20 protein-coding genes and 1 tRNA gene are annotated in these 20,237 nt (G+C 66.7%); 9 read left to right on the forward strand and 12 right to left on the reverse strand.

Features of this window, described 5'->3' with window-relative positions; translation table 11 throughout:
* The first annotated feature begins 255 nt into the window (after window positions 1-255).
* A complete protein-coding gene (locus ABEA50_RS16010) occupies window positions 256-843 on the forward strand; it encodes a DUF5666 domain-containing protein (protein ID WP_345496170.1) in 588 nt (195 codons plus the stop codon).
* Here ABEA50_RS16010 and ABEA50_RS16015 read toward each other — a convergent pair.
* A complete protein-coding gene (locus ABEA50_RS16015; protein ID WP_345496171.1) occupies window positions 820-2,298 on the reverse strand; it encodes an MFS transporter in 1,479 nt (492 codons plus the stop codon). The genes ABEA50_RS16010 and ABEA50_RS16015 overlap by 24 nt on opposite strands.
* An 89-nt stretch (window positions 2,299-2,387) precedes the next feature.
* Here ABEA50_RS16015 and ABEA50_RS16020 point away from each other — a divergent pair, with 89 nt between their 5' ends.
* Window positions 2,388-2,792, forward strand: coding sequence for a helix-turn-helix domain-containing protein (locus ABEA50_RS16020; protein ID WP_345496172.1), 405 nt, complete (start codon window positions 2,388-2,390; stop codon window positions 2,790-2,792).
* A 281-nt stretch (window positions 2,793-3,073) separates the two neighbouring features.
* Here the strand turns inward: ABEA50_RS16020 and ABEA50_RS16025 are convergent, their stop codons facing one another.
* A complete protein-coding gene (locus ABEA50_RS16025; protein WP_345496173.1) occupies window positions 3,074-4,000 on the reverse strand; it encodes a PRC and DUF2382 domain-containing protein in 927 nt (308 codons plus the stop codon).
* A gap of 460 nt (window positions 4,001-4,460) precedes the next feature.
* On the opposite strand from ABEA50_RS16025, the gene ABEA50_RS16030 reads away from it, so the two are divergent.
* On the forward strand, window positions 4,461-4,757 hold the full coding sequence (locus tag ABEA50_RS16030; protein WP_345496174.1) for a hypothetical protein: 297 nt from the start codon (window positions 4,461-4,463) through the stop codon (window positions 4,755-4,757).
* Between the two features lie 22 nt (window positions 4,758-4,779).
* On the opposite strand, the gene pspM is transcribed toward ABEA50_RS16030, so the two are convergent.
* From pspM to pgsA, 5 genes are all read right to left on the reverse strand, one after another.
* Window positions 4,780-5,730, reverse strand: coding sequence for a phage shock envelope stress response protein PspM (pspM, locus tag ABEA50_RS16035; RefSeq protein ID WP_345496175.1), 951 nt, complete (start codon window positions 5,728-5,730; stop codon window positions 4,780-4,782).
* 103 nt (window positions 5,731-5,833) lie between these two features.
* Complete coding sequence (locus ABEA50_RS16040; RefSeq protein WP_345496176.1) at window positions 5,834-6,655, reverse strand: PspA/IM30 family protein; 822 nt, start codon at window positions 6,653-6,655, stop codon at window positions 5,834-5,836.
* A gap of 191 nt (window positions 6,656-6,846) precedes the next feature.
* A complete protein-coding gene (locus ABEA50_RS16045; RefSeq protein ID WP_345496177.1) occupies window positions 6,847-7,338 on the reverse strand; it encodes a helix-turn-helix domain-containing protein in 492 nt (163 codons plus the stop codon).
* A gap of 181 nt (window positions 7,339-7,519) precedes the next feature.
* Entirely contained in the window at window positions 7,520-8,035 is a 516-nt protein-coding gene (locus tag ABEA50_RS16050) for a CinA family protein (protein ID WP_345496178.1), read from the reverse strand.
* Window positions 8,032-8,691: a CDP-diacylglycerol--glycerol-3-phosphate 3-phosphatidyltransferase gene (gene pgsA, locus ABEA50_RS16055; RefSeq protein WP_345496179.1), complete on the reverse strand. Its 660-nt coding sequence runs from the start codon at window positions 8,689-8,691 to the stop codon at window positions 8,032-8,034. Before pgsA ends, ABEA50_RS16050 begins: the two co-directional genes overlap by 4 nt.
* A gap of 110 nt (window positions 8,692-8,801) precedes the next feature.
* Here pgsA and ABEA50_RS16060 point away from each other — a divergent pair, with 110 nt between their 5' ends.
* Complete coding sequence (locus tag ABEA50_RS16060) at window positions 8,802-9,368, forward strand: amino-acid N-acetyltransferase (protein ID WP_345496180.1); 567 nt, start codon at window positions 8,802-8,804, stop codon at window positions 9,366-9,368.
* Window positions 9,369-9,416: 48 nt separating this feature from the next.
* A complete protein-coding gene (locus tag ABEA50_RS16065; protein ID WP_345496181.1) occupies window positions 9,417-9,701 on the forward strand; it encodes a YciI family protein in 285 nt (94 codons plus the stop codon).
* Window positions 9,702-9,713: 12 nt separating this feature from the next.
* Here ABEA50_RS16065 and ABEA50_RS16070 read toward each other — a convergent pair whose 3' ends face one another.
* Complete coding sequence (locus ABEA50_RS16070) at window positions 9,714-10,706, reverse strand: TerC family protein (RefSeq protein ID WP_345496182.1); 993 nt, start codon at window positions 10,704-10,706, stop codon at window positions 9,714-9,716.
* A gap of 575 nt (window positions 10,707-11,281) precedes the next feature.
* On the opposite strand from ABEA50_RS16070, the gene ABEA50_RS16075 reads away from it, so the two are divergent.
* Window positions 11,282-11,355 (forward strand) — tRNA-Leu (locus tag ABEA50_RS16075).
* A 51-nt stretch (window positions 11,356-11,406) separates the two neighbouring features.
* On the opposite strand, the gene ABEA50_RS16080 is transcribed toward ABEA50_RS16075, so the two are convergent.
* Together ABEA50_RS16080 and ABEA50_RS16085 are read right to left on the reverse strand one after the other, a co-directional pair.
* A complete protein-coding gene (locus tag ABEA50_RS16080) occupies window positions 11,407-14,007 on the reverse strand; it encodes a DNA translocase FtsK (RefSeq protein WP_345496183.1) in 2,601 nt (866 codons plus the stop codon).
* 237 nt (window positions 14,008-14,244) lie between these two features.
* Entirely contained in the window at window positions 14,245-14,868 is a 624-nt protein-coding gene (locus tag ABEA50_RS16085) for a TIGR03085 family metal-binding protein (RefSeq protein WP_345496184.1), read from the reverse strand.
* Between the two features lie 363 nt (window positions 14,869-15,231).
* Between ABEA50_RS16085 and ABEA50_RS16090 the strand changes: the two genes are divergently transcribed.
* Both ABEA50_RS16090 and ABEA50_RS16095 read left to right on the forward strand, forming a co-directional pair.
* Window positions 15,232-15,627, forward strand: a complete 396-nt coding sequence (locus tag ABEA50_RS16090; RefSeq protein WP_345496185.1) for a DUF4189 domain-containing protein — start codon at window positions 15,232-15,234, stop codon at window positions 15,625-15,627.
* Window positions 15,628-15,694: 67 nt separating this feature from the next.
* Window positions 15,695-16,255, forward strand: a complete 561-nt coding sequence (locus ABEA50_RS16095) for a hypothetical protein (RefSeq protein ID WP_345496186.1) — start codon at window positions 15,695-15,697, stop codon at window positions 16,253-16,255.
* Between the two features lie 123 nt (window positions 16,256-16,378).
* On the opposite strand, the gene ABEA50_RS16100 is transcribed toward ABEA50_RS16095, so the two are convergent.
* Window positions 16,379-18,463, reverse strand: coding sequence for an RNase J family beta-CASP ribonuclease (locus ABEA50_RS16100; protein WP_345496187.1), 2,085 nt, complete (start codon window positions 18,461-18,463; stop codon window positions 16,379-16,381).
* Window positions 18,460-19,368 (reverse strand): 4-hydroxy-tetrahydrodipicolinate synthase, encoded by a 909-nt coding sequence (gene dapA, locus ABEA50_RS16105; RefSeq protein ID WP_345496188.1) that lies wholly within the window; start codon window positions 19,366-19,368, stop codon window positions 18,460-18,462. The genes ABEA50_RS16100 and dapA overlap by 4 nt, the downstream gene beginning before the upstream one ends.
* A 168-nt stretch (window positions 19,369-19,536) precedes the next feature.
* Between dapA and ABEA50_RS16110 the strand changes: the two genes are divergently transcribed.
* On the forward strand, window positions 19,537-20,022 hold the full coding sequence (locus ABEA50_RS16110; RefSeq protein ID WP_345496189.1) for a toxin-antitoxin system HicB family antitoxin: 486 nt from the start codon (window positions 19,537-19,539) through the stop codon (window positions 20,020-20,022).
* Window positions 20,023-20,237: the final 215 nt, after the last annotated feature.

Below are 20,237 nucleotides of genomic sequence, written 5' to 3' on the forward strand. Positions count from 1 at the left end.
GTCGCGGTGCGACCCTCGAAAAGGACCGGCACGGGGACGGGGCACGGACCGACTGGAGTCACGTACTCCCGACTTCGGTTCAGCAGCGGCGAAGCCAACCCGGTCGCACGAGTTCATCACCCAACGGCAACGACCGATGACAGCGACTGATTCGCGAAATACGCTGCGATACAGCCTCTTCAGCTCGTGCTCCCAGTACTGGAACGGCCGCATACTGGATCGAACCGTTGATTCACCGAGAGGTGCTGTGTGGCGATGACACCGAAAACTCCGTGGTCGCACCGACCGCAGGACCCCGCCGCCAGCGCACCCGCACCGACCGCCCCCGTACCGAGCGAACAACCCACCACCCGGCCACTGCCAAGGGCGGCAGCCGCCCACGCGGCGACCAGTCACTCTCCACCTCGGCAAGAACGCAGACTTACCGGCACCACAGCGGGGATCATCATCGGTCTCGGATTACTCGTCCTGGTCTGTTCCACCGCGTTCAACCGGCACGAGTCACCGCCGCTCCCGTCCGAGACGCCGAGCACCGCCAACGCGCGCCCGGAAGACGGTGCGCACACCAATCGCACCTCGACCGGTGGGCTCTTCGGGCGCCTGCGCATCACCGTCGGGCGGATCGTCGCCACCGACGGCGCGACGCTGTCGGTCGACCCGATCGCGGGGGAAGTCTCGATCGTCCACACGAACTCGGCAACCCATGTGATGAGTTCCGGCGGCGAGCGCGTGCCCGATCTCCGCATCGGCGACACCGTCTTGGTCAAAGGTGTGCGAGCCGAAGACGGTTCCTTCACCGCGCAACTCATTCTCGGCGGCTCACTCGACACCCTGCTGCGTTAGGGCCGATGTGCGCGGCATGGCCAGCAGCGCCAGCGCGCACGCACCCGCCATGCACCCCGCGCACGCCAGGAACGCGGCCGAATATCCGGCCGCGAGCGTCACCGAACTCAACACCGCGAGTCCTACGGCCCCGCTGGTCTGGCGCACCGTATTGAGCACTCCCGCCGCCAGACCATTGCGCTCGGCGGACACCCCCTGTGTCGCGGACACCGTCAACGGCGTGAACGCGGCCGAGGCGCCGAACCCGAAGACCACGCCTGGAAGCGCGACCGACCACAGGTAGGACGCCCCCATCGCCATGCCGGTGCCGATCATCGCCGCACCGAGGACCCCCAGGCCGCAACACGATGCGGCCGCGCGACGGGGTCCGATCCGCACGGTCAACCACCCCGCCGACCGCGCCCCGGCGACCATCGCGACACCGGCCGGCAGATAGCCCACACCGGCCATCAGTGGCGAAAAGCCGTGCACGTCTTGCAGATACAACGACAGCAACACCGGATTGGCGAAAAACCCGAGACCGAGCAGAAAGATCACCAGGTTGGCTCCGGTCACCGAACGCAGCCGAAAGATTTCGAGCGCCAACAACGGGTCGCGCGCCCACTTCGCCTGGTGGACAACGAATATCCCGAGCGCGGCCACACCGGACAGCAGGCTGCCGAGCACCGACGCCGCCACCCAGCCCACCTCCGACGACCGCATGATCGCCGACACCACACCGGCGACACCCGTCGTCGCCAGCAGCGCACCGGGCACATCGAGCCGAGGACGGCGCTGCCCACGCACGCGGCCGTTCAGCACCACCGCCGCCCCGACGACGCAGACGACACCCAGCGGCACCATGACCAAGAAGACCCATCGCCATCCCGCCAGCTGCGTGAGTATCCCGCCGATCAGCGGACCACTGGAGGCACCCATCGCGCCGACGGCGCTCAGCAGCGCCAACGCGCGAGCGCGCGCCGCGTGTTCGACGAAGGTGGTGGTCATCAGCGACAACGTCACCGGCATGAGCAGCGCGGCACCGAATCCCTGTACCGCACGCGCGGCCAAGAGCATGGCGGGCGATTGGGCGAGCCCCGCGACAGCCATCGCCACGGTGAACAACGTCGTCCCGATCATCATGGCTCGCCGCAGTCCGAACACATCGACGCACCGTCCACCCAGCAACAGACACCCCGCGAAGGCCAGGGTGTAGGCGTTGACCGCCCACGGCAGTGCGGCATCGGTGAAGCCGAGGTCGCGGCGTAGTTGGGGCAGGGTGACCGAGACGATCGTCGCGTCCAAGACCACGCAGAACGAGCCGAGGCAGGCCAGCGCCATCACCCAGCGCGCATTCGGGGTTTTCTCGTTCTTCCGTGGACCCAGGGCCGTCCGCACCATGTCGCGATCTCGCCAGGAGATCCGAGTAACTCGGTGCCGCAATACTTCTCGTCGCGGAATAACACCCTCGGACACGACTTCACCTCGATCGACCGCCAACACGAACAGGACAGGAACTAAGGGCTACCTTGCCTGTTCAACCGGAGTTGAGGTCAACTGGTGACATGTCAGAACTCACGCCCATCGCCACCGTGGTGCGACACTTCGACATCCCACTGTCCACGCTGCACTACTGGGAGCGTCTCGGACTGATCACCGCGCACCGTCGCTCCGGCCGCCGTTGCTACGACAGCGATCAGCTCTATCGGATCGCGTTGATTCGACGCTGGCAGACCACCGGTCTGCTCAGCCTGGCCGAGATCACCGCGCTGTTGAACCCACGGACACCGACCGCGAACCGGGAAGACTGGCGCGCGACCGTCACCGCGCGCATCGCCGGTATCGAACACCAGATGGCCGAATTGGCGCAGGCGCGCGCATACCTGGGGCAGCTACTCACCTGCCACACGCGGGAGGACCGTCTGGAGGACTGCGCGGGTTATCGCGACACGGTGACACTGCCGCACTGAGCGGTTTCGGGGTGCGCGACGTCGAGGACCCCGGACAACCACGGCGTGTACAAGCCGCGTCGGTATCGAGCGACAAGACTCCCGGCCGCACCGGCAACGTCCGGGTGCCGAGCAGCTCACCCACCCGAGTCAGCCGAACCCACACACCGAAACGGAGCCGAGGTCGTGGTCAGCGTGCGACCGGCAACCCCGGCTCCGTTCAGCCGAATACCTTGCATAGCGCGAGAATTCAACCCACAGCGACAGTCTCGACGAATCACGAGATCAGCCGCGAAGGCCGATCACTTCCGGTGCTTGGGCCCCTTCTTGGGGTCCGTCTCGACGCCTTCGGCCTCGATCCGCTCCTTGCGCACGGTGTCGGACACCGTCTTGTCCTCGTGGACTTCGTCGACGGCCAACCGCACCCGCTCGACCGGTACTTCCTCCTTGCTCACCCGCACCTGGTCTTCATGCAGGATGACCTCTTGTTCCTGATCACCCATGTGCGTCTTGCCGACAGACGAGGGATCGGTAATGGGTTCACGTTCGACCCGCACTTCCTCGTGCGTAGTCGGCACGGTCACCGATTGGTTCTCGGTGACGACGTACTTGCGCACCCGCGCCTTGCCCACCGCCTCCTGGTGCGTATCGACGTTGAGCCGTTCTTCCGAACGGATCATCTCGCCCTGGTTGCCCTGCGCGGTCGGCTCGGCCATGCGTTGCATCGGCTCCGCCGCGCGTTCCTTCGGCTCGGCCGTGCGCTCCTTCTGGTCAGACTTGCCACGCGCGGCGGTCCCCGCCGCGGCGGTGCCAGCGACGCCCGTCCCCGCGGCCGTGGCCATGCCCGAGGTGCTGGTCCCGGAGGGCGCCTGACCGCTGGCGCTGGCCGGTTGCTGGCCGACATCCATCCCGGCGTTCGCCGGGTCGACGTGGTAGTGCGCGAACAACTCCTGCTCGGCCTCCGGGGTGATCAGACCTTCGCGCTCGAGATGGGGCGCGTTCTTCACCGCGTCCTTCTCGACGCGCACCTGGAGTGCGCTGTAGTCCTCCTGGTACTGCGCGCCGGCCAGTGGCACGAGCGAATCGCCACTGAACAAGCCGGTCGACACGGCAACCCACGTCGGCGCACCCGAGCTGTTGTCGATGTAGATGCGCTTGACACGGCCGATTTTGTCGCCCTCGGGGTCGTAGACGGAGCTTCCGATGAGTGCATCGAGTTGTTGGGACATGATTCCTCCGCAGTGGGGTTCGGTGGCGATGCTGATTTCGGTTCGGTGTTCAGCCCGCCTTGTTCAGGACACGCCTTCTGGTGCCAAGCTGACAGAGACCGCGCCGCGAGAGACTGGGTCGCCGAGAACTTGCCCGATCACGTCGAAAGCGCGTTTTCGAGAGGCAATGTTCAGCATTGGAAACACTCCTTGCCTGGTAGTGAATGCTCCGATCCGACGCAGACCGGGCCGATCAGCTACATGCTGGCAACTACCCGGTGTGACCGGGGCCAAACACCGACGCGGAGAAATTCCCGGACGACGATCCGTCGTCTCCCCGACTCCCTCGCCACCACCGCCGCCGATACCCCGATCAACGCCCACACGGCCGTATTCGTCGACCCCGAGCGCGACCGTATTCAGTGAACGGATGTACTCTGAATCATGGCAAGGCGGTGCGTGGCACCGCACCAGGGAAGGGATGCTTCGGACACATGCACACACCCCATTCACCCCACCGGAATTCTCCGACGAACGTTTCACCGATGAATATCCGACGGCGGAAGTGATGGAGCGGATGGAACGCACGAACGAACTCGCACAAGAACTCGCGGCGGCGGCGAAGCGACACGGCGGCGCGATCGCCGGGATCGTCGGCAGCGCGGGACGCAAAGCGTCCTGGGAGGTTCTCGACCTGTTATCGGAAGGCCGTGAACTCATGAGTGCCGCGCTGCGCGCGCGGGCGGAGGAACTGCGGCGTCAAGACCGGTCACGCTGACCACGACCGACCCCGGGGTTACTCAGGCGGGCGGCATACCCCTCGACACGGAGTGATCGGCGACCTCGGTCAACGCCTGCGCCCAACCGTCGAGCCGGTCGGCGGCGTCGCGCAGATCGGCGACGATAACGTCGAAATTGTGTCGCATGACCGCGGATTCGGGCACGGCCAGGATTCGCCCGGCAGCCGCCACCACTTGCTCGTACTCGACCACCCCGGTATCCAACCTGGCGAGCGTCGCTCGCAGATTCTCCGAAAGCACCACCGCGGCAGGTGAATTCGAACGCCCCATCGCACCGAGCGCCTGCTCCATCGCGAGGATATCGGCCGCGAGCGCGTGCAGCGCCGCCGAGCCGGAGGCGGCGGTTTCCACCATATCGGCCAGTTCGTCGCGCGGCAGCCGGTCGGTGCGGACGATCTGCGCGGCCAGGCCGTGCATGGCCTGTTCGGCCCGGACCAACCGGGCGATGGGCGCTCGCGCGCTCGACCACATCGGCGGGCGCTTCCGTGGGACGAACGCGGCCTGCGGGAGCGGAACTCCGCGCAACCGCAGGTAACGCCGGGTACTCAGCGCGGCGCCGGTGACCAGCGCGACCGCACCGCCACCCAGCACGATCACGGCCCACACCGGAGCCGAAACCACGGCGAGTCCAACCACACCCGCCGTCGTCAGCCCCGACGCCGTCCCCAACTGGACGCTGCGACGCCGAGCGCGCCGCCGTCGGCGCAACTCTCGCTCGCGTGGATCAGCCCAGCGACGCACCGCGACCAACGCGTGCTCGCCGGCCTCGCGGAGATTGTCAGGCAGGCTGCCCTGTTGCGGCGCCAAGGCGGCCTGCGCGCGCAGCACCGTGGTCGAACGCCGACCGTTGGACCGCGCCCCGGCGGGCGGCTCGGCCGAGGCGTGGGCCGCGGCCGCGTCGACACGTGTGCCTCGCGAACCACCGAATCCACGGAATGGACTGCCGCTCATGCCATCTCTCCCACCGGTCAACGCACGGACGTGCGCACGGACTTCCCTTCGGCCGACGGCGGCCGCCCGGAAATCCGTGCGATATCGTCCAGTGAGCCAGCCGCTATTGCGCCTGGCCCTTGTCCATCTGCGGCTGAGCCGAATTTCCCTGTGCCGGAGCCGGGTTCGCCGCCGGTGCCGCACCGCCCGCGGGCAACTGATCGCCGCGCATCGACGCACGGATCTGCTCCAACTTGCTGTGCCCCGCCATCTGCACGCTCGCCTGCTGCACCTCGAGCATCCGACCCTGCACGGTGTTCTGCGCGAGCTCCGCCGAGCCGAGAGCCGTGGCGTAGCGACGCTCGATCTTGTCGCGCACCGCGTCGAGGCTCGGCGTCGAACCGGGCGCCGAGAGGGTCGAGTCCATCCGCTGCAACGACGCGGAGACCTGCTCCTGCATCTTGGCCTGCTCCAGCTGGCTCAGCAGCTTGGTGCGCTCACTGACCTTCTGCTGCAACAACATCGCGTTCTGCTCGACGGCCTTCTTGGCCTGCGCCGCAGCCTGCAACGACTGATCGTGCAGCACCTTCAGGTCCTCGACCGACTGCTCCGCGGTCACCAACTGCGCGGCGAAGGCCTCGGCGGCGTTGGTGTATTGGATCGCCTTCTCCGTGTCACCGGCCTGCGTGGCCTGGTCGGCGAGGGTGACCGCCTGACGCGCGTTGGCGTTGAGCTTCTCCACCTCGTCGAGCTGCCGGTTCAGCTTCATCTCGAGCTGACGCTGGTTGCCGATCACCGACGCTGCCTGCTGCGACAGGGCCTGATGCTGCCGCTGGGCTTCCTCGATAGCCTGCTGGATCTGCACCTTCGGATCCGCGTGCTCTTCGATCTTCGAGTCGAAGAGGGCCATCATGTACTTCCAGGCCTTGACGAACGGATTAGCCATCGATTGATCCCGCCTCCATCTGACGTGCCGCGCCGCTGCGCGCGACTACAGTGCGCGACCGTCACGCACTCGCTGCTGCCTATCCTCCACTATGTGGCGGGCGGACCGGGCGAACCCGGCACAACCGTCACCAGAAAGAGAATCTATCCGTATCAGGCGTCGACGCGCAGCCGCCGCCGTCGATATTCGCCTCACGCACCCTTGACCAGTACCAGCATGTCGGCCTTGGGTGCGGGAATGACGATGCGGGTCGCGCCGGCCAGCGGCAACGGCCTGGCCTGATGCTCGCCGCCACCGCTGTGCGCGCTCGCGCTGGCAGCGGCGGGCTCGCCTGCGGTTTCGGTGGATTCGGCGGCTTCGGTGCTCGTGCTCGCCGCGGCGGCAGCCGTGCGTGCGTCGTCGGGGATCGCGGCGGCGGCATCGAAAGACCCGTCGGCGACGGGCATGCCGTCGATCCCGGCCATGACGGCGCTCACATCCCACAACACCCGCGACAGCGGCACATCCAGTGCGGCGCAGATCGCGGCGAGCAATTCGCTGGAAGCCTCCTTGCGGCCTCGCTCGACCTCGGAAAGGTAGCCGAGGCTCACACGAGCCGAGGTGGACACCTCCCGCAGCGTCCGACTCTGGGCGAGACGAGCACGCCGCAGACTGTCCCCTATCGCCTCTCGCAGCAGCGTCATCTCGTTCTCCTTCGCTCTGTGCACCTTCGGCGCCAATCGAATCGACCGTCCGTCCGAGCACTCGTGGCGGGCCCGACGCGGGCCGGTCGCGGCTCACCACACAGCTGAACCGAGTGCATCGCGCACGCCGTTCTTTCTGGCACAACGTCGGAAGTGTCCCGGTTGGTTCCCGCCGGGCGAATCAATCTTTCGATTCCTCGGAATCGGGGGGCCGACGCAGACATCGCAGCAATTCGCGCACCGCAAGACGCGCGGCGCCGATTCTGATCGCCCACCTGTCCCCGGCCAGCTCGCAGCGCATGACCTCGGTGTGCGCGGGGCCCGCGAGCCCGAGGAAAACGACACCGACAGGATGACCGTCCTGCGAATCCGGACCGGCCACACCGGTCAGCCCCACACCCCAGTCCGCCCCGCATCGACTCCGCGCGCCCACGGCGAGCTGTTCGGCGGTGCTCGCCGCCACCGGACCCTGTGTCGCCAACACCTCCTCGTCGACCCCCGCCAGCCGGTGTTTGAGATCGGTGGCGTAGACCACGAGCCCACCGCGCAGCACGGCGCTCGCGCCGGGAACCCCCGCGATGGTGGCGCACAACAACCCCGCGGTGAGCGATTCCGCCGTGGCCACGGTCAGTCCGGACGCGGCAAGCGTCGAAACCAGTTCGGCGGCGGGCACATCCGCCGTGAGTGGATCGGTCATCCCTCGCGCGTCCGTCCCGGTCCGCCCGCGAACCACACGCGCGCCGCCTGGCCGACATAGTCGAGGCCGGTGATCACCGTGAGTGCCAGCGCGATATACATCAGCACCATCCCCGCGTCCATCGCCGTCCCCGATAGGGGAAGCAACAGCACCGCGATGGCGAGCGACTGCACCAGCGTCTTGAGTTTGCCGCCACGACCCGCGGGGATGACACCGCGTCGTACCACCACGAGGCGCAGCAGCGTGATACCGACCTCGCGCCCACAGATGACGAGGGTGATCCACCACGCAAGATCGCCGAGCGAGGACAGGCCGATCAGCGCGGCGCCGATCAGCGCCTTGTCCGCGATCGGGTCGGCGAGCTTGCCGAAATCGGTGACCAAGCCGTATTTGCGAGCGAGTTGCCCATCGAACCGATCGGTGATCGCCGCGAGACCGAAAAGCGCGGTCGCCGCCAGCCGCCAGCCCGTCTCGTGCCCGCCCTCGGCGAGCAACGCGAACACGAAGATCGGCACCAACACGATGCGCAGCACGGTGAGGATGTTCGCGATGTTCAGCAGGGGAACGACGGGTTCGGGCTGCGCGGGCACGAAGCCGGACCGAATCCCGTTCGGCGCGGACCAGTCCCCGTCGACCTCGTCGGGATGTGCGCTCATGGTCGCTTCCCCGACCGGTCGCGCTGCCCTGCGCGGTGCGATGAGCGGAACGACTGGAGGTGCGACACACTCCAAGCCTATCGGTAACCAGGCCGACTACTGTGCACCCCATGACCTCTCGGGGACCTCTAGGTGGTTCGACCAGCGACGCGCAGACCGATACGCCCGACCGGGCGCCGACCGCGACGGCGGCGGTTCGCCGCGCACGAACCTCCGATGTCCCCGAGATCAAGCGGCTGGTCGACGTGTATTCCGGCCAAATCCTGCTGGAAAAGAATCTGGTCACCCTGTACGAGGCCGTGCAGGAATTCTGGGTCGCCGAACTCGACGGCCGCGTGGTCGGCTGCGGCGCACTGCACGTGCTGTGGGCCGATCTCGGTGAGGTCCGCACCGTCGCGGTGCACCCGGATGTGAAGGGCACCGGCGTCGGCGGGCTGCTGGTGCGCCGCCTGGTCACCGTCGCCCGCGAGCTCGAGCTGCGCAAGCTGTTCGTGCTGACCTTCGAGGTCGAGTTCTTCGGCCGCCACGGTTTCGCCGAGATCGACGGGACGCCGGTGACCGCGGAGGTCTACGCGGAGATGTGCCGCTCCTACGACACCGGCGTCGCCGAATTCCTCGATCTGAGCTACGTCAAACCCAATACCCTCGGCAATACTCGAATGCTGCTCACCCTCTGAGTAGCCACCGAACGTGCTCGTCCCCGACCTAGAGAAAGCGACTCCCCCGTGCCTACCTTCGCCGTTCATTACACCTACACCGCGGCAGGCGCCCCCGGCCGCGACGTCCACCGTCCCGAACACCGCGCTTGGCTGGCCGATCTCGTCGAGGCGGGGGCCCTCCTCAGCGTGGGCCCCTACCCGGACGGTTCCGGAGCGTTGCTGGTATTTCGCTACGACGACGAGCAACAGCTGGCGAATCTGGTCGCCGAGGACCCGTTCGCGCGCGAGAACCTGATCGAGGCCGTTCGCGTCGTCGAGTGGCAACCGGTCCTCGGTGCGTTCGCATCCTGACCGCGGCGACCGCTAGTCGCCGGTGCTCGCACGCGTCGTGCCACGCGTCCGAATCAGGCTGGCGACCGTCGCGATGACCAGAACACCGAGGATGACGCCGAGCGAGACTCCCGTGGAAATCTCCGGCACCGCGACGTGCTCGCCGCCGTTGACGAACGGCAGCGTGTTCTCGTGCAGGGCGTGCAGCACCAGCTTCACGCCGATGAACGCGAGGATGGCGGCCAGTCCGTAGGACAGGTAGACCAGCCGATCCAGCAGCCCGCCGATCAGGAAGTACAGCTGCCGTAAGCCCATGAGCGCGAAGGCGTTCGCGGTGAACACCAGGTACGGCTGGTCGGTGAGGCCGTAGATCGCGGGGATGGAGTCGAGCGCGAACAGGATGTCGGCGAAGCCGATGGCCAACAGCGTGAACAGCAGCGGCGTCACCACCTTGCGCCCGTCGACCTTGGTGACCAGCTTGTCTCCGTCGAACTCCTCGGTGCTCGGCAGCACCCGCTTGGCCAGCGCGACGATGCGACTGTCGCGTTTCTGTTCCGTCTCCTCCTCGTGCCCGCTCTCGCGCAGCAGTTTCACCGCCGTATAGACGAGAAACAGGCCGAACAGATAGAACACCCAGCTGAACGCGCTGATCGCGGCGGCGCCGACGGCAATGAACACCCCGCGCAGCACCAGCGCGACGACGATCCCGATCAGCAACGCCTTCTGCTGATAGATCCTCGGCACCGCGAAGGTGGACATAATGATGAGGAACACGAACAGGTTGTCGACCGAGAGCGCTTTCTCGGTGACGAAGCCCGCGTAGTACTCGCCCGCGAAGGTCGCTCCCCAGCGCCAGGCGACGATGCCGCCGAACAGCAGCGCGAGCCCGATGTAGACCGCGGACCAGAACCCGGATTCTCGGAAGGTCGGCTCGTGTGGGGTGCGCACATGGGCGTAGAAGTCGAAGACGAACAGGGCGCCGATCACCGCGAAGGTGATCACCCACTCGAGTGCGGTGACGTTCACGCGGTGATCCGATCCGAATACATGCTGCCCATCATGCCCGAATTGTCCGTTCGTTGCCGCTTGCGGGACGATTGCCACACTAATTCACCGGCGCGCGAGATGTCGGCTCGACCACGCCGCACACCGCGCGCCACCGGTTCGAGAAACGCGGCGGGTCAGTCGATCACAGATCCGCCGAGCAGGAGCGCGCCGCGCGGACGCCGAATCCTGTTCACAACAACGAGTTCTGATGTTAGCGTCGTAAACGAGTCGAATTCACACCCCGCGATCGAAGATCCGGGACCTTTTCGACCGAAAGACTCGACAGCGAGAGTTCGGCGCACTCGCCGCATTCGATACCGAGAAAGGCAGACCGATGGTCCGGACACCGCAGCACCGTGGTCGGCTCGAAGCTCGGTTCATGCACGCGGTACTAGCCGCACGCACTGTCGGTCTACCCGCCGTATCCGTCCACGTGCGACGGACAACCAGCGGGAGCGGCCCATGATCGTGCCTGTTCGACAGGCCCGTACCTAGGAGCCACTCCCGGCACAAGCCAAGGGGTGGCTCCTTTTTCATACGTACGCCACCACCGATCCCTCGTGGCCCAATCGGCAGAGGCACCGGATTTAGGGTCCGGGAGATGCGAGTTCGAATCTCGCCGAGGGAACAAGCACATCCCCTCGTCACGCGTGCGCGCCAACCCGCGACGAATCCCCACTCACTCCGCAGCCTGCTCCTGCGGCTCGTCCCCGCCACCGCCGCGAATCGTCCACAGCAAGCCATCCAATTCGTCCGGCTTGATCAGCACATCACGGGCTTTCGAGCCTTCACTCGGACCGACGACGCCTCTGGTTTCCATGAGGTCCATCAGCCGACCCGCCTTCGCGAAACCGACGCGCAGCTTGCGTTGCAGCATCGATGTCGACCCGAACTGCGAGGTCACCACCAACTCGACGGCCTGAATGAACACATCGAGGTCGTCGCCGATATCGGGATCGACGTCCTTCTTCTCGCCCGCCTTGGCGGCGGTCACACCTTCTTGGTAATCCGGTTCGGCCTGGTTCTTGGCGAAATCCACGACGCGCTGAATCTCTTCGTCGCTGATGAACGCGCCCTGCAACCTGGTCGGCTTGTTCGCACCCATCGGCAGGAACAGGCCGTCGCCCATACCGATCAATTTCTCCGCACCGGGCTGATCGAGAATGACCCGCGAGTCGGTCAACGACGAGGTCGCGAACGCCAGACGCGAGGGCACATTGGTCTTGATCAGTCCGGTCACCACGTCCACCGAGGGCCGCTGGGTGGCCAGCACCAGGTGAATGCCCGCGGCACGGGCCTTCTGGGTGATCCGGACGATGGCATCCTCGACATCGCGCGGCGCCGTCATCATCAGGTCCGCCAACTCGTCCACGATCGCGAGAATGTAAGGGTAGGGCCGGTACACCCGCTCGCTGCCCAAGGGCGCGGTGATCGCCCCCGACTTCACCCGCTTGTTGAAGTCATCGATGTGGCGCACCTTGTTGGCCTGCATGTCCTGGTAGCGCTGCTCCATCTCCTCGACCAGCCAGCTCAGTGCGGCGGCCGCCTTCTTCGGCTGGGTGATGATAGGGGTGATCAGGTGCGGAATGCCCTCATAGGGCGTGAGTTCCACCATCTTCGGGTCGATCAGGATCATCCTGACCTCCTCCGGCGTCGCACGGCCGAGCAGCGACACCAGCATGGAATTGACGAAGCTCGATTTACCCGAACCCGTGGAACCCGCGACAAGCAGGTGCGGCATCTTCGACAGATTGGCGGCGAGGAACTCACCCTCGATGTTCTTGCCGAGGCCGATCACCAAGGGGTGGTGGTCGTTTCGGGTCGAGGGCGCCTTGAGCACATCGGCCAGGCGCACCAGTTCACGGTCGGAGTTGGGCACCTCGATCCCGACGGCGGATTTGCCCGGAATCGGCGCGAGCAACCGGACATTCTCGGTCGCGACCGCGTACGCGATATTGCGGGCCAACGCGGTGATCTTCTCGACCTTGACGCCGGGTCCGAGCTCCACCTCGTAGCGGGTCACCGTCGGGCCGCGCACGAAACCGGTGACCGCGGCATCGATTTTGAACTGCACCAGCACCTCGGTGATCGACTCGATCATCGATTCGTTTGCCGCGCTGCGCTTCTTGGGGGGATCCCCATCGGTGAGCAGCGTCAGCGGCGGCAACGCGTAATCGCCCTCGACCTCTCGGTCGGTGACGAACTCGAGTTGCTGCGGCGGTGGCGGTGGCGGTGTCTGGTCTTCCACCACCGGCTTGGCCGGTCGCTTCTTCGGCTTCGGCGCCGGTTGCTGCGGTTGTTCCTCGACGATGGGCTTGGCGTCGCGAAGCGGCGGCTCGCCGAGCATCTCGGTGGTCGCGTCGGCGTCACCGAATTCGTCCGGCGGGTAGTTCTCCGCCGGGGTACGGCCACGGCGGCGCGAGCGCGTCCCCGTGTGGACCGGGAAGCCATCGGCGTCGTATTCGCCGGAATCGTAATCGGCGCCGTAGGCACCGTATTCGTCGCCACCGGACCCGGTGCCGAAGTAATCGCGCAGCAGGGCCGGCACCTCGCGGACGGTCGTCCCGGTGAGCAACAGCACACCGAACACGATGGCCAGCAAGAGGATCGGCACCGAAAGCCAGGCCGTGAGCCCGCTGGTCAGCGGGCCGCCGATGACCAGGCCGACGAATCCGCCCGCGCGCGAACGCCCGTGTGCGTCGGCGGGCGCACCGGCGACGACGTGCCACAAACCGAGAACAGGCAACCCGACCAACAGGCCACCGAGCACCAGCCGTGGTCGGATCTCCGGGTTCGCCTCGGTGCGCATCAACACGATCGCGATCGCGACTGCCACGAACGGCAGGCCCGCCGAGGCCGAGCCGGACACCGCGCGAATAGCGTCCTCCACCCAGTGACCGATCGGCCCACCCGCCGACAACCACACGGCCGCGGCGACAACGGCACTGAGTCCGATCAAGGCCAGCGCGATGCCATCGCGCCGATGACCGTGCTCGATCTCGCCCGCCCGACTGAGCGTGCGAGTAGTTGCGCCCACGCCGCGGGCGAGCATGTTCCAGCCATTGCCGATGCCGCGCCCGATCACCGAGAGTGGCGCAGTGTTCGGTGAGCGACGCGGCGCGGGCCTGGCGCGTTGGGCCGGGCGTCGAGCGGGTGCGGTGCGACCTCGTGCCGTAGACGCGCCGCGCGCCGTGGTCGAACGAGGCCGTGGTGTGGTGGTCCTCCCCCGCGTCGAATCCGCCCGCGCCCGAGTCGTGGTACTGCGGGACTTACCTGCCATGGGCCCAGGCTAGCCGCTACCGCCCCATCAGGACCATCCGCAACACTGGCATCGCGGGTTCGCACACCGCGCAATCGCGCCGATCACCGGCGTGGTGCCGACCATCGCCGCACCGGATCCGCCCCGGTCACAGCAGACTTTCGAGGCGAAATACGGTGCGCGGCCGGGGAACATTCCCGCGTCGACATCGATGGCGAGCCGATGGCCGACATGCGCCGTCCGCGCACCGGCGAAAGCTCACACCGAACGGTCGAGGGCCAATACCGCACGCACCGCGTCGGATTCACCGGACGACTCGATCCGCACCTCGTCGCGACCGAACGCGTGCAACAGCAGCTCCGAAGGCTGAGCCCGCAGCGTCACCACGGGCCCCTGCTGCTCGCGAACCCTGACCTCTCTTCCGTCCGGAGTCACCAACTCGACCGTGACAGGCGATTTCCGGTAGGCCAGCGACGCCATCCGCCGCAGTGTCGCCCACAGCGCGTCCTCGTCGGCCGCGGGCAGCACCCTCGGCTCCCAGTCCGAGGCGGCACGGCGCACATCCTCATGGTGGACGAACATCTCCGACAGGTTCGCGACCGCGTCGACCGGTCGCAGCGGCGACCACCACGGCGGCCCGGTCCGCACCCGCTCCAAGAGTTCGGGGAAGGGCCGGGCGGCGGCCTTCGCCTGCACCCGCCCCAGGTGCCCAGCCAAGGGCGCGAGCATGATGCCCGGCGCCGCGTCCATGCGCCGTTCGCGGACCACCAGGTGCGCCGCGAGGTCGCGCACCGACCACTCGCCACACAGGGTCGGCGCCTCCGGCCCCGCCGCCGCCATCGCCTGAACCACTCCCCGACGTTCGCGCTGCGCCATACTCATGCTCACGAACCTACCGACCGTTCCGCCTCGACGGCAGCCCTTCGGCCGAATCACGTCACCGGTCCGAACGCGCAGCCGACAACCGCGCTGCCGAGCGTCCGTCCCGGCATCGAAACCGTTGCCGGACAGCATACTTCGACGATTCCGGCCCAGCCGCGAGCGAGCGACGGGCAAACACGCACCGTTCGGCGCGAAACAGGCACAAGGGCAAACCCTCTGAATACCACACGACAGTTTTCCGGTTGCACACGACTTCGCCTGCCCTGCCCCCGGTTTCACCGGGTAGCGCCACGAATGTCCGCTATGTATGTTGTCACTCGGTCCATCGGGTCGTGGATCTGTAACTATTAGAGGGGAACACCCGTGAAGAAGCTCGTCACCGGTGCCGCCATTGTGGTGGCATCGGTCGGTACCCTGTTGGCTGGCACCGCCGCCCCCGCTCAGGCATATAGCAGCAATTACGGCGCGATCGCCGTGGATCTGTCGTCGGAAACCTACGGATACAGCTACGACTACTCGTCGGCGTCCGAGGCCGAGGCAGCCGCCGAGACGCAATGCCGTACGCACGGCGGCGGATACGGCTGCACGGCGAAGATCTCGTGGCGCAACGGCTGTGGGGCACTGTCGGTTTCGCGCAACTACTGGGCATATGGTTCCGGCGCGACCGTCGGCCGCGCACGCAGCAAGGCACTGTCGAACAACCCCGGCAGCGGCGCCTACATCCTGCACTGGAACTGCACATCCGGCTACGGACTCTGACCGCCTGCATCCACTTCGTCGCAGTGATTCCCGAAGGGACCGCGACACTCCAGCCAAGGGAAACTTTGTGAAGACCTTTTCATTTCGGACGGTAGCCGTCGTCGCCATGGCCGCGGCGACGCTGTCGTTCACCGCGTGCGCCAGCGACAAGGACGACACCGCCGCCACCGACGCGGGCGCGTCGGCTACCGAGTCCGCCGCCCCCTTCGAGGAAGGCACCAAGAACACCGATAAGGAAGAGGGTAAGGAACCGGCACCCACCACGGCGCCGAACCTGCCCAAGCCGACGGCCGAGGAACTCAACGACAAGATCAAGCGAGCACTCGACTCCGCGGTGGAGGAGAAAGAAAAGCTCAACTGGATCGAGAACGCCGAGCAGGATCCGCAGTTGGTGGACAAGCTCGTCGCCGCCGCCAAGCAGAACGACGTCACCGTCGAGATCACCAATGTCGGTGAGCCACAGGACGGCAAGTTGAAGGCCGACGCGAACGTCACCATCGGTGGCAGCCCGGTGGACGCCGCGTTCGTCGACTTCGTGGCCGAGGGCGATCAATGGAAGATCGCCCACCAGTTCGCGTGCAATATCGTCAAGTCGGCGAAGCTCGACTCCGCCGCCTGCCAGGACTGACTCCAGGCACATCGTCTAGATCCAGCGACCTGCGAAAACGCCGGGCAGCCCGAATATCGGTGCTGCCCGGCGTTTTTCGTCGGTGTCCCGCGCGGCGGCACCTGTGCCGCCGCGCGGGCGAACTCAGACGCCGATGACGGTCGGCACGATCATCGGACGACGGCGATAGGTGTCGGCGACCCACCGGCCGATGACCCTGCGCACGCTCTGTGCGATGCGGTGCGTGTCGGTGATGCCTTCGCTCGCCAGGCGCAACAATTCGGCCTCCACCAATTCCGCCGCACCGAGTAACGCGCCGGGATCGTCGGAGAAGCCACGGCCGCTGATCTCCGGCGTGCTCACCGCTTTACCGGTGGTCTCGTCGATCGCGACGGTAATCGAGATGAAGCCGCCCTCGCCGAGTACCAGTCGATCCGACAGTGTCGACTCGCCGACGTCGCCGACCGAAAGCCCGTCGACGTAGACGTGACCAACTGGGACCCGGCCGACGATCGAGGCGATACCGTCGACCAGATCGACCACCACCCCGTCCTCCGCGAGCATCACGCGCTCCTCGGGAACACCGGTCGCCACGGCCAGCGCCGCGTTCGCGCGCAGGTGGCGCCATTCGCCGTGGACCGGCATCGCGTTGGTCGGGCGCACCGCGTTGTAGAGGTAGAGCAGCTCGCCCGCCGAGGCGTGCCCCGACACGTGCACCTTGGCGTTCTGCTGGGTGATCACCGTCGCCCCGAGCCGCGCCAGACCGTTGACCACGGCGAACACCGAATTCTCGTTGCCGGGGATGAGCGAGGAGGCCAGCACCACGAGATCGTCGGCCCGAATATTGATCTGGCGGTGGTCGCCGCGCGCCATCCGCGACAGTGCCGAGAGCGGTTCGCCCTGCGACCCGGTCGAGATCAGCACCACCCGATCGCCGGGCAGGGTCGCCGCGACATCGAGATCGACGACCACACCTTCGGGCACTGTCAGATAGCCGAGATCCTGCGCGATCTGCATATTGCGCACCATCGACCGACCGACGAAACACACTCGCCTGCCGTACTTCTGCGCCACATCGACCACCTGTTGCAGGCGGTGCACGTGACTGGCGAACGAGGCCACGATCACGCGGTGGCGCGCCTTGCCGATCACGGTGTCCAACACACCGCCGATCTCGCGCTCCGGGGTGACGAAGCCGGGCACCTCCGCGTTGGTGGAGTCCACCAGGAACAGGTCGACACCCTCGTCGCCGAGCCGCGAGAACCCGGCCAGGTCGGTGAGGCGCCCGTCCAACGGCAACTGGTCGAGCTTGATGTCACCGGTGTGCAGCACGACACCGGCGGGAGTGCGAATGGCGACGGCGATCGCGTCGGGGATGGAGTGGTTCACCGCGAAGTATTCGCAACCGAAGGGTCCGTGCGAGGTGTGCTGACCTTCGGTGACCTCCACCAGCTTCGGGTGCAGACGGTGTTCCCTGCACTTGGCGGCGACCAACGCGAGGGTGAATCGGGAACCGACCACCGGGATATCGCCGCGCAGGCGCAGCAGGAACGGCACCGCGCCGATGTGGTCCTCGTGGCCGTGGGTGAGCACGACGGCGACCACGTCGTCGATGCGGTCCTCGATCGGCCGGAAATCGGGGAGGATGAGGTCGACGCCGGGCTGCTGGTCCTCGGGGAACAGCACGCCGCAGTCGACGATCAGCAGCTTGCCGCCGTACTCGAAAACGGTCATGTTGCGGCCGATTTCGCCGATACCGCCGAGCGCGAAAATCCGCAGACCGTTCTTCGGTGCCTTCGGCGGAGCGCCGAGGCGGTCCTGCGCCAGCGCCACGACACGTGAATCCGTTGTCTGCGTGCCTTGCTCGCCGCGGCCGCGACCGGTTTGCTTGCCCCTGCCCGTCTTTCGAGTCGCTTGTGCCGACTGGGCGGATTGTGCCGACTCCGCGCGCTGCGCGGGCTGCTGCTTGGCCTGGGCCGAGCGGCGCGAACGCTTCGGTGCCGCCGTCTGCTCGGACGGCGCGACCGCTTCGGGCTTTTCCTGCTGAGCTGCCGGTTCCTGTCGCGGCGGCGCGGGCGTTTCGGCTAGTACCGACTCCGTGGTCTCCGCCTCCGGCTGCCGTGCGGCAGCAGGAGCCGTCACTTCGGGCTGCGCCGGGGCCGGTTCGGGCGCACCCGCCGGGCGTGCGGCGCTGCGACGGCGCGGGCGCCGTGCGACGGGTTCACTCACGCGATCACCCCTGCCGCGCGCAACTCCTGCGCCAAGGTCTCCAACTGCATATCGTTGGGCAAAATCTGCGGCAACCGTGGTTCGCCGACGTCCATGCCGAGCAAGCGCAACCCACCCTTCGTCATCGCGACACCGCCAAGTCTGGCCATGCCGATATGTAGCGCCAGCATGCTGACATTGATCTCTCGCGCGCGCACCACATCGCCGGCCGCGTACGCGTCGTACATCTGACGCAGTCGCTCGGGCACGAGATGCCCGATCACGCTGATGAATCCGGCCGCACCCACCGAAAGCCACGGCAGGTTCAGCGCGTCGTCGCCGGAGTAGAAGGTGAGCCCGGTGCTGGCGATCAGTTCCGCGCCGGCGTTCAGGTCACCCTTGGCGTCCTTGACCGCGACGATACGCGGGTGTTCGGCGAGCCTGCGCAGCGTGTCGCTGATGATCGGGACCACCGAACGGCCGGGAATGTCGTAGAGGGTCACCGGCAGGTCGGTGGCGTCGGCGACCGCGGTGAAGTGTGCGATCAGCCCTTCCTGGCTTGGCCTGGAGTAGTAGGGCGTGACCACGAGTAGACCGTGTGCGCCCGCGGTCTGCGCCTGACGGGCGAGGTCAACGGAGTGTGCGGTGTCGAAGGTGCCCGCACCCGCGAGCACGGTCGCGCGGTCGCCGATGGTACCGACGACCGCGCGCAGCAGATCCGACTTCTCGGTTTCGGTGGTGGTCGGCGACTCTCCGGTGGTTCCCGACACCACGATCAGGTCGACACCCCGGTCGACCAGGTTGGCAGCGAGAGCGACACCGGCATCGACGTCGAGCTTGCCTTCGGCACTGAAGGGGGTCACCATCGCGACACCAACCGTGCCGGACGCGCGCAGCTCCGTTGGCGTCGATTCACCGTTCGTCATGGTCAGAAAGGCTACCCGGTCTGTGGTATGCCCTCGACACCCCTCGGGCAACGATCGGGCCGCCGAGCTGGTGATCAGCCACCCCGATTCCGGGTGATGTCACCACCCCAAAAAAATGACATCATATTGCCGCTTGAATGACTGCAAATTTGACGTCACACTGATGTCATGGATCTGAACGCATACACCGCCCGATTACACGAGGACCTCATCGCCGCTGCCGCACTGGGTGACGAGAAAACGCAGGCCACGGCGGCGGCGCTCGCCGCGGCAACCGAGAAGTCGGCCCGATTGGTCCTACTTTCAGCATTGTCGGATCTCGCCGCCGAGGTCAGCACGCAATTGGAAGACCGCACCGTGCAGGTCTCCTTCGACGGCACCGACGCGACCGTGCAGGTGCGCAAGAACACCGACACCGATCAGCCGCCGACCTTCGAAGACATGACCGGCGATATCAGCAGGGTCACACTGCGCTTGGTCGAGCAGCTCAAGGCGAGGGCCGAGGAAGCGGCAGCCCAGAGCGGGCAGTCGCTCAATACCTGGATGTCCAGCGCGGTGCACGGCGCCTTGCGCGATCAGATGCGCGGCTACGCGGGTCAGTGGCAGAACAACAACAGCAGCAACAGCAACAAGTCGACCGACAAAGGGGAGTAATCCGATGCGGTAGGGCAACCGTTCGCACCCGCCGAATCCTCGGACGATCACTACCGCCACTCAGGCAGAGCAGCGGACCCAACCCTCGAACATGTTGCAGCACAACCGAATCAATCGATGTCAAGCCACCGAGCCGATGCTCACCGCGTCCGAGTCGACGAGCGTGGTCTCCTCGTGGCGAGCGAGATCCTGCCGCCGCGCGAGCGTCGGAGCCG

It is taken from the genome of Nocardia callitridis, assembly GCF_039543305.1.
Classification (GTDB): domain Bacteria; phylum Actinomycetota; class Actinomycetes; order Mycobacteriales; family Mycobacteriaceae; genus Nocardia; species Nocardia callitridis.